Source organism: Peterkaempfera bronchialis, from assembly GCF_003258605.2.
In the GTDB taxonomy this organism is placed as follows: Bacteria; Actinomycetota; Actinomycetes; order Streptomycetales; family Streptomycetaceae; genus Peterkaempfera; species Peterkaempfera bronchialis.
Genome location: NZ_CP031264.1, coordinates 5,927,524 through 5,941,630, shown reverse-complemented (window position 1 = coordinate 5,941,630; position 14,107 = coordinate 5,927,524). Strand labels below are relative to the sequence as shown.

General features: G+C 74.3%; 1 protein-coding gene and 1 pseudogene. Both read right to left on the bottom strand.

Annotation, left to right across the window (positions count from 1 at the left end; genetic code table 11):
* Window positions 1–71: 71 nt before the first annotated feature.
* A pseudogene (locus C7M71_RS33295) lies at window positions 72–149 on the bottom strand (acyl carrier protein); the annotation flags it as partial.
* Window positions 116–14,041: a type I polyketide synthase gene (locus tag C7M71_RS25720; protein WP_229758911.1), complete on the bottom strand. Its 13,926-nt coding sequence runs from the start codon at window positions 14,039–14,041 to the stop codon at window positions 116–118. The gene C7M71_RS25720 and the pseudogene C7M71_RS33295, both read right to left, overlap by 34 nt.
* Window positions 14,042–14,107 lie beyond the last annotated feature (66 nt).

The window sequence follows — 14,107 nt, the reverse complement described above, 5'->3', positions numbered from 1 at the left end:
AGTTCGTCGGCCAGGTGCCGGGCGAGTGCGGACGGCGTGGGGTAGTCGAAGACGAGCGTCGCGGGGAGCGTCACCCCGAGTTCGGTACCGAGCTGATTGCGCAGCTCCACGGCGGTCAGCGAGGTGAACCCCAGGTCGGAGAAGGACCGCGCGGGCTCCACCTCCTCCGCTCCGGCATAGCCCAGCACCACCGCGACCTGGGTGCGGACCGCGCCCAGCAGCGCGCGGTCCCGTTCGGCCGCCGTCCGTCCGGCCAGCCGCTGCACCAGGCCGGAGGTGGCCTGGCCCCGGGCGGCGGTGCGGCGGGCGCTGCCGGGCGCCAGCCCGCGCAGCAGTGGCGGCAGCGGTGTGCCGGGCGACCGCAGGGCGGCGGTGTCCAGCCGGGCGGCCAGCACGGTGGTGCGGCCGGCGGCGAGCGCGGCGGGCAGCAGCTCGGCGGTCTCCCGGGGGAGAGGGCGGCCAGCGGGGACGGTGCGGGGGGCGCCGCGATGCCGGGCCCGTGCGGCGGGACCAGCGCCAGCGCGGGAAGGCCGTCGGCGGCGCGGCGCTCGGCGAGCGCGGTGAGGGCGGCGAGCGCGGCTTCCTGCGTCTGGCCGTCCCCGCCGGCGTCGGCGTCGTCGCGGGTCGCGGCGAGCAGCACAAAGGCGGAGAGGCCGCTGTGCGCCGTCAGCTCATGGAGGCGCAGCGCCTGGTCGGCGGCGTCGACCCCCGCCAGGTCGGTGGTGTGCACCACGGCGGTCAGCGGGCGTTCGGCCGGGATGCGCGCCAGCGCCTCGGCCGGGTCCTCGCCGGGCGCGGCGGTCCATACGGCGACCCGTCCTGCCAGGGCCTCGGCCACCGGCCCGGCCAGCTCGCCGGTCACCAGCACGGTGCCGTGCGGATCGAGGTCCGCCGTCGCGGCCGGGGCGATCCTGACCAGCCGCGCTGCCGACACCGCACCGCCGCGTACGGCGAGTTCGGGCTCGCCGGAGGCGACGGCCCCGGGCAGGGCGCGCAGCGACTCCCCATGTGCGTCCAGGTCGACCAGGACGACCCGGTCGGGGTACCGGGCCTGTGCGGCGCGGGCCGGGGCGCGGAGCGCGGCGGCGGCCGGGTCGGCTGCCTCGTCGCCCACGGCGACCGCGCCCCGGGTGAGGACGACCAGTCGGCCGGGGTGGCCGTCGGCGTGCCACTGCTCCAGCAGTTCCAGCGGGAGCGGTCCGGCGTCCGGGCCGCTGCTCACCAGCACCACCTCGGCCGTCGCGGCGGAGCCGTCCACGGGCAGCGGGAGGAGCTGCGGCAGCCCGGTGCGGTCGCCGTCCAGGACGGCCCAGCCGGTGGTGTCCGCGTCACCGGGGACGGCCACCGGCACCCAGTCCCGGCGCAGCAGCGATCCCGGGGCCTGCCCGGAGGCGGCGGCGCCGAGCGGTCCGGCGCCGATCCGGCGCAGCAGCAGCGAGTCGACCGTGAGGACCGGCTGCCCGGTGCCGTCGGCCGCCTGGAGGGCGAGGGTGTCGGGGCCGCGCCGGACCAGCCGGACGCGCAGGGTGGTCGCACCGGCCGCGTACAGGGTCGCGCCGCTCCAGGAGAAGAGCATCCGGCCGTCGCCCAGGTCCTCGAAGAGGCCGAGGCCGAGCGGGTGCAGGGCCGCGTCCAGCAGCGCCGGGTGCAGTCCGAAGCGTCCGGCCTCGGCCTCCGTGCCCTCGGGCAGGGCGACCTCGGCGAACACCTCGTCACCGCGCTGCCAGGCCGCCTTCAGCCCCCGGAAGAGCGGGCCGTAGCCGAATCCGGTTTCGGCGAGCCGGTCGTAGAGGCCGTCGACCTCGGCGGGCCGGGCGTCGGCGGGCGGCCAGGCGGTGAAGTCGAAGCCCAGGTCGGTGCCGTCCTGCGGCCGGTGCGGCGTGCCGACGCCGAGTACACCGCCGGCGTGCCGGGTCCAGGGGGTGCCGCTGCCATCGGCGCCGTCCTCGCCGTCGGCGGCGGGTCGGGCGTACACGCCGAGCGCACGGGTGCCGGAGGCGTCCGGCTCCTCGATGCGCAGCTGGAGCTGGGTCGCGCCGTGGTCGGCGAGGACCAGCGGTGCTTCCAGGGTCAGTTCGCCGACCCGGCCGCAGCCGACCTGGTCTCCGGCGCGTACGGCCAGTTCCAGCAGCGCCGTGCTGGGCAGCACCACCGCGTCCGCGATGCGGTGCCCGGCCAGCCACGGCTGGGCGTGCAGCGACAGCCGTCCGGTCATCAGCACGGTGCCGCTGGCGGCCAGCGGGACGGCCGCGCCAAGCAGCGGGTGGTCGGCCGGGGCGAGGCCGATCGAGGAGGCGTCGCCGGTCCCGGCGGGCACCTCCAGCCAGTAGCGCTGGTGCTGGAAGGCATAGGTGGGCAGCTCGACCGGGCGGGCACCGGGGGCGGTCGCGGCGAAGAAGGAGCGCCAGTCGACGGCCACGCCGTTCGCATACGCGCCGGAGACCGCCGCCACCAGCGCGCCCACCTCGGGCCGGTCGTCGCGCAGGGTCGCCAGGGCGAGCAGGCCGGTCTGCCGGAGGCAGCCCTGCGCCATGGCGGTCAGCGTCCCGTCGGGTCCCAGTTCCAGGAACCGGGTCACACCGTTGCGCTCCAGCCAGCCGATGCCGTCGGCGAAGCGCACCGCCTGCCGGACGTGCCGCACCCAGTAGTCGGGCGAGGCCAGCTCCTCCGGGGTGGCCAACTCTCCGGTCACATTGGAGACCAGCGGAATCCTCGGCTGCCCGTACTCCAGCCCGGCGGCCACCTCCCGGAAGGCGGCCAGCATCGGCTCCATGCGGGGCGAGTGGAAGGCATGGCTGACCCGCAGCCGCTTCGCCTTCCGCCCCTCCCGCTCGAAGTGCTCGGCGACAAAGAGCACCACATCGTCGTCGCCCGCGATGACCGTCGCCTGCGGGCCGTTGAGCGCCGCGATGCTCACCTCGCCCTCGCGGCCGCCCAGCAGGGAGAGCACCTCGTCCTCGGTGGCCTGCAACGCCACCATCGCCCCGCCGGCGGGCAGCTGCTGCATCAGACGGCCCCGGGCCACCACCAGGCGGCAGGCGTCCTCCAGGGAGAGCACCCCCGCGACATGCGCCGCCGCCAGCTCCCCGATGGAGTGCCCGACCACATAGTCCGGCCTGACCCCCCATGACTCGACCAGCCGGAAGAGCGCCACCTCCACCGCGAAGAGCGCGGTCTGGGTGTACTCCGTCCGGTTCAGCACCTCCGCGTCGTCGCCGAAGACCACCTCGCGCAGCGGGCGCGGCAGCGCGTCGTCCAGCTGGGCGCAGACCGCGTCGAAGGCGTCGGCGAACGCCGGGAACGCCTCGTACAGCTCCCGGCCCATGCCGAGCCGCTGCGTCCCCTGACCGGCGAAGAGGAAGGCCACCCGGCCCTCCGAGGAGGCGTCCCCCACGGCGGCGTTGGCCACGGCGCCGCCCTCGGCGACCGCCGCCAGGCCGCGCAGCAGCTCCTCACGCGCGGTGCCGGAGACCACGGCCCGGTGCTCGAACGGCGAACGGGTCGTCACCAGCGAGTAGCCCACGTCGAACGGTGCCAGGCCGGTACGCGCCTCCAGATGCGCCAGCAGCCGCTGCGCCTGCGCCCGCAGGCCCGCCGCGCTGCGCGCGGAGAGCACCCAGGGGGCCACCGGGGAGGTGGCTGCGGTCGGCGGGTCCGCCGGCCGCTCCGGCGCCGGAGCCTGCGCGATCACCACATGCGCATTGGTGCCGGAGACGCCGAACGCGGAGACCCCGGCCCGGCGCGGACGGCCGGTCTCCGGCCATTCCACCGGCTCGGTCAGCAGCCGCACCCGGCCCGCCGTCCAGTCCACCCGGGACGACGGCGCGTCGGCGTGCAGGGTCTGCGGCAGCCGGCCGTGCCGCAGCGCCAGCACCATCTTGATCACGCCGGTCACCCCGGCGGCGGCCTGGGTGTGCCCGAGGTTGGACTTGACCGAGCCGAGCCAGAGCGGGCGGTCCTCCGGCCGGTCCTGGCCGTAGGTGGCGAGCAGCGCCTGCGCCTCGATCGGGTCGCCGAGGGTGGTCCCGGTGCCGTGCGCCTCCACCGCGTCCACCTCGGACGGGGTCAGCCCGGCGTTCGCCAGGGCCTGCCGGATGACGCGCTGCTGCGACGGGCCGTTGGGCGCCGTCAGGCCGTTGGAGGCGCCGTCCTGGTTGACCGCGGAACCCGCGACGACCGCGAGCACGGTGTGCCCGTGGCGGCGGGCGTCCGACAGCCGCTCCACCACCAGCATGCCGACGCCCTCGGACCAGCCGGTGCCGTCCGCACCGTCCCCGAACGCCTTGCACCTGCCGTCGGCGGCCAGACCGCCCTGAAGGCTGAACTCGACGAACGCACCCGGGTCGGCCATCACCGTGACACCGCCCGCGAGCGCGAGGTCACACTCCCCCGAGCGCAGCGCCTGCGCCGCCAGGTGCAGCGCGACCAGCGAGGAGGAGCAGGCCGTGTCCACCGTCACCGCCGGACCCTCAAGACCCAGCGCATAGGAGACCCGGCCGGAGACCACGCTGCCGGCGCTGCCGGTCAGCAGATGGCCGCCAAGCCCCTCGGGCACCTGCCGCAGACCGGCCGCGTACCCCGAGCTGCCCGCTCCCACGAAGACGCCGGTCCGGCTGCCCCTGAGCGAACCGGGGCCGATCCCGGCCCGTTCGAGCGCCTCCCAGGAGGTCTCCAGCACCAGTCGCTGCTGCGGGTCGATCGCCACGGCCTCACGCGGGCTGATGCCGAAGAACGCCGGGTCGAAGTGGGAGGCGTCGGGCAGGAAGCCGCCGTACCGGGTGTCGCTGGCGCCGAGCAGGGTGTCCAGGTCCCAGCCACGGTCGGCGGGGAAGCCGGAGATCGCGTCCTGCCCGGCGGAGAGCACCCGCCACAGATCCTCGGGACCGGAGACCCCGCCCGGCAGGCGGCACCCCATCCCGACGATCACCACCGGGTCGTCGTCCACGGCCGCGAGGGGCGTGACGGCCGACGGGGCCGCATGCTCCGCGCCGAAGAGTTGGTCGCGCAGGTGCCCGGCGACGGCCAGCGGCGTCGGGTGGTCGAAGACCAACGTGGACGGCAGCGCCACCCCCGTCCCGGCGGTCAGCCGGTTGCGCAGCTCCACGGCGGTCAGCGAGTCGAAGCCCATCTCGCGGAAGGCCCTGGCGGGCTCCACCGAGGCCGGATCGGCGTGGCCCAGCACCACGGCGGCCTGACGGCGCACCAGGTCCAGCAGGTCACGGTCCCGCTCCTCGGCCGACAGCCCGGCCAGCCGCTCCCGCAGCGCCGAACCGGCGGTGCGGGCGCCGGGTGCGTCCGTACCGTCGTCTCGCTGCTGCGCGGCCTCCGGCAGCTCCGCCAGCAGCGGGCTGGGCCGACCGCTGGCGAACGCGGCGGCGAACCGGCCCCAGTCGACATCGGCCACCGCCACGGACACATCGCCCAGGGCGAGGGCCCGTTCCAGCGCCAGCAGTGCGGACTGCGGCTCCAGCGCCGCCAGGCCGCGCCGCCGAAGCTGCTCCCGTACGTCCGCGTCCGCCGCCATCCCCGCCTCGGCCCACGGACCCCATGCCACCGCAGTACCCGCCAGGCCACGGCCGCGCCGCGACTCCACCAGCGCGTCCAGGGCGGCGTTGGCGGCGGCATAGGCGGCCTGGCCGCCGCTGCCCCACACCCCGGCGATCGAGGAGAAGACCACAAACGCCGACAGCTCCCGGTCCCGGGTCAGCTCATCGAGGTGGAGCGCACCCAGCACCTTGGCGCGCATCGCGGGGGCGAACCGCTCGGGCGTCAGCGCATCGATCACCTCGTCGTCCAGCACGCCCGCCGCATGCACCACCGCATCCACGGGGTACCTGCGCAGCAGCCGCGCCACCGCATCCCGGTCGGCCACATCGCAGGCGGCGATGGTGACCTTGGCACCCAGCGCACGCAGCTCCGCCCGCAGCCCGGCCGCATCCGGGGCCTTCCGGCCGCGTCGGCTGGTCAGGACGACATGCTCGGCGCCGCGTTCGACCGCCCAGCGGGCTACCCGGGCGCCCAGCGCGCCCGTCCCGCCGGTGACCAGCACGGTGCCGCGTGCACGCCACTCCTGTCCGGTCTCGCCGCCCTGGGCCCGTACGAGCCGGCGGGCGAAGACGCCGGACGGGCGGATGGCCACCTGGTCCTCGGCGCCGTCCGCCAGGACGGCCGCCAGCCGGGCCGTCGCCCGCTCGTCCAGCCGCTGCGGGAGGTCGACCAGGCCACCCCAGCGGTCCGGGTACTCCAGCGCCGCGACCCGGCCCAGACCCCAGACCGCCGCCTGCGCCGGATCGGGCTCCGCGTCCGAGCGGCCGGTCGACACCGCGCCACGGGTCAGCACCCAGAGCGGAGCCGCCACCCCAGCGTCACCCAGCGCCTGCACCAGCAGCGCGGTGGCGGGCACGCCCGCAGGCACACCGTCCGGCCCTGCGTCGGCGGAGACCGGCAGCGTCAGCGTCAGCACACCGGCGACGGCCTCTTCGCCGACCGCTTCCCTGATCCGCCGGGCCTGGACATCACGCTCCGCAGCCGGGTCCCACACCACCGACTCGATCGCAGCGCCATAGGCCGCCAGGCCATCCAGCTCCGTGCCCTCGGGCGCAAGCAGCAGCCAACGCCCGGCCGGCCGCGCACCGCCGGGCGCGGGGGGCTGCGGCTTCCAGGTCACCCGGTAGCGCCAGCCGTCCACCACGGACTGCTCGCGCTGCCCGCGCCACCACGAGGACAACGCCGGTACCAGCCCGCCGAGCGACCCTTCGTCCACGCCCAGCGTGCTGGCCAGGGCATCCAGGTCCTCACGCTCGACCGCGTCCCAGAAGCGGGCATCGACACCGCTCCCCGCATCGGCGGCAGAAGCAGGGGCGAGGGCGAGGGTCGGCCAGTAGCGCTCACGTTGGAAGGCATACGTCGGCAGGTCCACCCGGCGGGCACCCGGGAAGAACTCCGCCCAGTCGACATCGCCACCCCGCACGAACAGCCCCGACACCGCCGCCAGCAGCGCGGCTGACTCCGGGCGGTCCTTACGCAGCGCCGGGACCAGCAGATGGTCGGCGCCCTCCACGCAGCCCTGGGCCATGGCGGTCAGGGTGCCGTCCGGGCCCAGCTCGATAAAGCGGGTGACCCCGTGCTGCTCCAGCCAGCCGATGCCATCGGCGAAGCGGACCGCCTGGCGGACATGGCGCACCCAGTACTCCGGCGAGGTCAACTCCTCGGCCGTGGCAAGCTCGCCGGTCACATTGGAGACCACCGGAATCACGGGCTGGTGGTACTCCACACTCTCCGCGACGGCGCGGAAGTCCGCCAGCATCGGCTCCATCCGGGGGGAGTGGAAGGCATGGCTGACCCGCAGCCGCTTGGTCTTGCGACCCTGCCGCTCCAACTCCCCGGCAACCTCCAGGACGACGGCTTCGTCGCCCGCAATGACGGTGGCGGCCGGGCCATTCAGCGCCGCAACGCTCACCTCGGCCTCGCGACCGACCAGCAGCGGCAGCACCTCCGCCTCTGCGGCCTGCACCGACACCATCGCGCCGCCGACCGGAAGCGCCTGCATCAGACGGCCACGCGCCACCACCAGCCGGCAGGCATCCTCCAGCGACAACACACCCGCCACATGCGCAGCCGCCAGCTCACCCACCGAATGCCCGACCAGATAATCCGCCCGGACACCCCACGACTCCAGCAGCCGGAACAGCGCCACCTCCACCGCAAACAACGCGGGCTGAGTGAACCCAGTCCGGTTCAGCAGCTCCGCATCGTCACCGAAGACCACCTCACGCAGCGAACGCCCCAACTCCCCATCGACATGGGCACACACCGCATCAAACGCCTCGGCAAAGACGGGGAACGCCTCATACAACCCACGCCCCATCCCCACCCGCTGCGCACCCTGCCCCGCAAAGAGCAGCGCGGTCCGCCCCTCACCGGCAGTCCCCTGGACCACCCCCGGCAGCTCACCGCCCTCCGCCAAAGCAGACAGCCCAGCGGCCAACTCCGCCCGCCCCGCACCCGACACCACCGCCCGGCGCTCAAACACCGAACGCGTCGAGACCAGCGAGTACGCCACATCAACCGGCGAGAGTTCGGCGTCCGCGTCGAGCCGGGCCAGCAACTGCCGGGCCTGGGCACGCAGAGCGTCGACCCCACGGGCAGAGAGCACCCAGGGCACCAGCTCCGGCTGGGCGGCAGAAGACTCGCCCTCAGACTCGGCGAGTTCGGGAGCCTGCTCCAGGATGATGTGCGCATTGGTACCGCTCAGCCCGAACGAGGACACACCCGCCCGACGCACACGGTCCTCGGCAGCGGCCCACTCCACCGACTCGGTCAGCAGCCGCACGGCACCCGCCGACCAGTCCACATGCGACGACGGCTCATCCACATGCAAGGTCGCCGGCAGCACCCCATGCCGCAGCGCCAAAACCATCTTGATCACACCAGCCACACCGGCCGCAGCCTGCGTATGCCCGATGTTGGACTTCACCGACCCCAACCACAACGGCCGGCCCTCCGGCCGCCCCTGACCGTAGGTCGCCAGCAGCGCCTGCGCCTCGATCGGATCACCCAGCGCCGTCCCCGTACCATGCGCCTCCACCGCATCCACCTCGGCAGCCGACACACCCGCACCCGCCAACGCAGCCCGAATCACCCGCTGCTGCGACGGACCATTCGGCGCCGTCAGACCATTACTCGCACCATCCTGATTGACCGCAGAACCCGCCACCACCGCCAACACCCGATGCCCAAGCCGCCGCGCATCCGACAACCGCTCCACGGCAAGCATGCCGACGCCCTCGGACCAGCCGGTGCCGTCCGCGCCGTCCGCGAACGCCTTGCACCGCCCGTCAACGGCAAGTCCGCCCTGCTTGCTGAACTCGATGAACGCCCCCGGCGTGGACATCACCGTCACGCCGCCCACCAACGCCAGGTCGCACTCCCCCGACCGCAGCGCCTGCGCCGCCAAGTGCAGCGCCACCAGCGACGAGGAGCACGCCGTGTCCACCGTCACCGCCGGACCCTCAAGCCCCAGCACATAGGAGATCCGCCCGGACGCCACACTCGCCGCATTGCCCGTGCCGATGTACCCGGCGAAGTCGTCGGTCGAGGCCGCCAGCAGCGCCGGGTAGTCCTGCCCGTTGGTGCCCACGAAGACGCCGGTACGGGAGCCGCGCAGCGAGACCGGGGCGATCCCGGACCGCTCCAGCACCTCCCAGGAGGCCTCCAGCAGCAGCCGCTGCTGCGGGTCCATGGCAAGCGCCTCGCGCGGCGAGACCCCGAAGAACCCGGCGTCGAAGCCGTCGACCCCGGAGAGGAAGCCGCCCAGTCGCGTGTAGCTGGTGTTCTCGCGGCGCGCGTCCGGGTCGTACAGGGCGTCCAGGTCCCAGCCCCGGTCCTGCGGGAAGTCGGCGACGCCGTCCCGGCCGGTGGCCAGCAGGGTCCAGAAGTCCTCGGGGCTGCGCACCTCTCCGGGGAAGCGGCAGCTCATCCCCACGATCACCACGGGATCGTCGGAGACCGCCACAGCGCCCGCCACGGGCTGCCGGGCGTCGGCGTCCCCGTCGGCGTCCGCGTCGCCGCCGAGGAGCTGCCCGCGCAGATAGCGGCTCAGCGCCAGCGGCGTCGGGTAGTCGAAGACCACGGTGGACGGCAGGGGCACGCCGCAGTCGGCGCCCAGGGTGTTGCGCAGTTCGACGGCGATCAGCGAGTCGACGCCCAGGTCCCGGAACGCCCGGTCGGCCGGGACCGCCTCCGGGCCCGAGTGTCCCAGCGCGGCGGCGGCCCGGGTACGCACCAGGTCCAGCAGTTCCCGTGCCTGCTCGTCCGCCGGTCGGCCGGCCAGCCGGTGGCGCAGCTCGGAGGGGCCGGTGCGGTGGGCGGTGTCGGCCTTCGGTGCCTCGTACAGGTCGGCGATCAGCGGGCTGCGGCGGACTGCGGTGAACGCCGGGCCGAACCGCTCCCAGTCGATGTCCGCGACAAAGTGGACCGGATCGGCCGAGGCGACCGCCGCCCGGAGCGCGGCCAGCGCCGGGTCCGGGTCCAGCAGGCCCACTCCCCCGCGCCGCTGCCGCTGTCCGCTCCCCACCTCGGCGGCCATTCCACCGCCCGCCCAGGGACCCCAGGCGATCGAGGTGGCGGGCAGACCCGCTGCGACGCGCCGTTCGGCCACGGCGTCCAGCAGGGCGTTGGCCGCCGCGTAGTTGGCCTGACCGGCGGAGCCGACCGTGCCCGCGAAGGAGGAGAAGAGGACGAACGCGGAGAGGTCGCGGTCCCGGGTCAGCTCATCGAGGTGGACGGCGGACACGGCCTTCGCGCGCATCACGGAGGCGAACTGGTCGGCGGTCAGGGTGTCGATCACGCCGTCGTCCAGTACCCCGGCCGCGTGGACGACCGCGTCCACCGGGTGCGCCTCCAGCAGCCGCGCCACCGCGTCCCGGTCGGCCAGGTCGCAGGCGACGACCGACACACGGGCGCCCGTGGCGGACAGCTCCGCCTCCAGTTCCGCAGCCCCCGGGGCTTCCGGGCCGCGCCGGCTGGTCAGGACGACCTGCTCGGCGCCGCGTTCGACCGCCCAGCGGGCCACCCGGGCGCCCAGCGCGCCCGTACCCCCGGTGATCAGCACCGTGCCGTGCGGCGCCCAGCCGCCCTCTGCCGAGGCCGCGTCACCGGACGCCCGTACAAGCCGACGGGCGAACACGCCGGACGGGCGGATGGCCACCTGGTCCTCGTCGCCGTCGACCAGTACGGCGGCGAGCCGCGAGGCGGTCCGCCGGTCCCATGACTCCGGCAGGTCGATCAGACCGCCCCACCGGTCGGGATGCTCCAGCGCCACCACCCGGCCAAGGCCCCAGACGGCGGTGCCGGCAGGGGCGGTCGGGGGCGCGTCCGAGCGTCCGACGGACACGGCGCCGCGTGTCACCGCCCAGACGGGAGCGGCCACCCCGGCGTCACCGAGCGCCTGCACCAGCAGCGTCGTGGTCAGCACGCCCATGGGTGTGCCGTCCCGCTCGCCCGCTGCCAGGGCCAGCGACGACACCACTCCGGCGAACGGCTCCTGCCCGGCCGCCTCGGTCAGCCGCGCGGCCAGTTCCGCCCGGTCGGAGTCCGGGGCACACTCCACCCGTTCGACCAGGGCGCCTCGCGCGACCAGTGCTTCGACCAGCGCACCGTCCCAGCCGTCGCCTCCGGTGGCGCCCTCCGGCGCGACCACCAGCCAGCGCCCGGCGACCCGTACCTCACCAGGCAGCCCGGAGAGCGGCTTCCACGTCACCCGGTAGCTCCGGCCGTCGGCGGCGGGCAGCTCATGCCGCGCCTGCTGCCAGGACCGTTCGAGCCAGTAGCGCTCGTGCTGGAAGGCATACGTCGGCAGCTCGACCCGCCGGGCCCCGGGAAGGAGCGCCGCCCAGTCAAGGGCGAAGCCGTGCACATGCAGCCGGCTGACGGCGACGGCCAGCGCGGTCGCCTCGGCGAGGTTGCCGCGCAGCGCCGGGACCAGCAGATGGTCGGCGCCCTCCACGCAGCCCTGGGCCATGGCGGTCAGGGTGCCGTCCGGGCCCAGCTCCACAAAGCGGGTGACCCCGTGCTGCTCCAGCCAGCCGATGCCGTCGGCGAAGCGGACCGCCTGCCGGACATGGCGCACCCAGTACTCCGGCGAGGTCAACTCCTCGGCCGTGGCCAGTCGACCGGTGACGTTCGAGACCACCGGAATCGCAGGCTGGTGGTACTCCACACTCTCCGCAACCGCCCGGAAGTCCGCCAGCATCGGCTCCATCCGGGGCGAATGGAACGCATGCGAGACCCGCAACCGCGTGGTCTTGTGGCCGAGTTCGGCGAAGTGCGCGGCGACCTCCAGGACGGCGGCCTCATCACCCGCGATCACCGTGGCGGTCGGGCCGTTCAGCGCCGCAATACTCACCTCGGCCTCACGGCCCGCCAGCAGCGGCAGTACCTCAGCTTCAGCAGCCTGCACCGACACCATCGCGCCCCCGGACGGAAGCGCCTGCATCAACCGACCACGCGCCACCACCAACCGGCAGGCATCCTCCAGCGACAGCACCCCCGCCACATGCGCAGCCGCCAGCTCACCGACCGAATGCCCGACCAGATAATCCGCCCGGACACCCCACGACTCCACCAGCCGGAACAGCCCCACCTCCACCGCGAACAACGCAGGCTGAGTCAACCCCGTCCCGTTCAGCAGCTCCGCATCGTCACCGAAGACCACCTCACGCAGCGAACGCCCCAACTCCCCGTCGACATGGGCACACACCGCATCAAACGCCCCCGCAAAAACCGGGAACGCCTCATACAACCCACGCCCCATCCCCACCCGCTGCGCACCCTGCCCCGCAAAGAGCAGCGCCGTCTTCCCCTCGGGCTGCGCGGTACCCGTGACGACACCATCGGCCCGCTCGCCCTGGGCGATTGCGGCCAGCCCCGCGAGCAGGTCGTCCCGGCCGCTGCCCAGCACCGCAGCCCGGTGCCGCAGCGCCGAGCGCGTGGCGGCCAGCGACCAGGCCAGGTCGTGCAGGTGGTGCAGGTCGTCCTCGGGGTGCGCGGTGACATGGGCGATCAGCCGGGCGGCCTGCTCACGCAGCGCCTTCTCATCCTGCCCGGACACCACCCAGGGCAGCACCGGCAGCACCTCCGGAGCAGCGGCGGCCTGCTGCTCCGCCGCCTCCTCCTCGCCCACCGCAGGAGCCTCTTCGAGGATGGCGTGCGCATTGGTGCCGCTGACGCCGAACGCCGAGACCCCGGCCCGGCGCGGCCGGTCACCGCTCTCCGGCCACTCCACCGGCTGGGTCAGCAGCCGTACCTCGCCCACCGACCAGTCCACATGCGAGGACGGCTGGTCCGCGTGGAGCGTCGCGGGCAGCACCCCGTGCCGCAGCGCCAGCACCATCTTGATGACGCCGACGACACCGGCCGCAGCCTGCGTGTGCCCGATGTTGGACTTGGCCGACCCCAGCCACAACGGCTGCCCGGCCTCGCGCCCCTGACCGTATGTCGCCAGCAGCGCCTGCGCCTCGATCGGATCACCCAGCGCCGTCCCCGTACCATGCGCCTCCACCGCATCCACCTCGGCAGCCGACACACCCGCACCCGCCAGCGCAGCCCGGATCACCCGCTGCTGCGACGGGCCATTCGGCGCCGTCAGGCCGTTGCTCGCGCCGTCCTGGTTGACGGCCGAACCCCGCACCACTGCCAGCACCTGATGCCCGAGGCGCCGCGCATCCGACAGCCGCTCGACCAGGATCATGCCGACGCCCTCGGACCAGCCGGTGCCGTCCGCACCCTCACCGAACGCCTTGCAGCGGCCGTCGGAGGCAAGACCGCCCTGCCGTCCGAACTCCACAAAGGCACCCGGCGTGGACATCACCGTCACCCCGCCGACGAGGGCGAGCGAGCATTCGCCGGACCGCAGCGCCTGCGCCGCCAGATGCAGTGCCACCAGCGACGACGAGCAGGCCGTGTCCACCGTCACCGCCGGGCCCTCAAGGCCCAGCGTGTAGGCCACGCGTCCCGAGACGACCGACATGGAGTTGCCGGTCAGCAGGTGTCCCCGCACATCGTCGGGGACGTCCCGCAGGCCGCTGCTGTAGCCCTGCTCGCTGCATCCGACGAAGACGCCGCTGCGGCTGCCCCGCACGGAGGCGGGGTCGATGCCGGCGCGCTCGAACGCCTCCCAGGAGGCTTCGAGCAGCAGGCGCTGCTGGGGGTCCATGGCAAGGGCCTCGCGCGGCGAGATCCCGAAGAACGCCGGGTCGAACTCGGCCGCGTCGTAGACGAACCCGCCCTCGCGCGCATGGTCGGCACCGTCCACGTCCCAGCCCCGGTCAGCGGGCCAGTCGGATATGGCGTCGGTGCCGGTGGCCAGCAGCTCCCAGAAGTCGTCGGGTGAGCGTACGGCTCCGGGGAGCCGGCAGCTCATGCCGACGATCGCGATGGGCTCCTGCTGCTTGGACTCCAACTCCTGGAGCTTTCGCCGGGCATCATGCAGGTCAGCGGTGACCCACTTGAGGTAGTCCCGAAGCTTCGCCTCATTAGCCATTGGAACTTGCCCCATGCTGTCGTGGTGACGGAAAGGAACTCGCGGCCTTCAGGAACTGCGGGACTG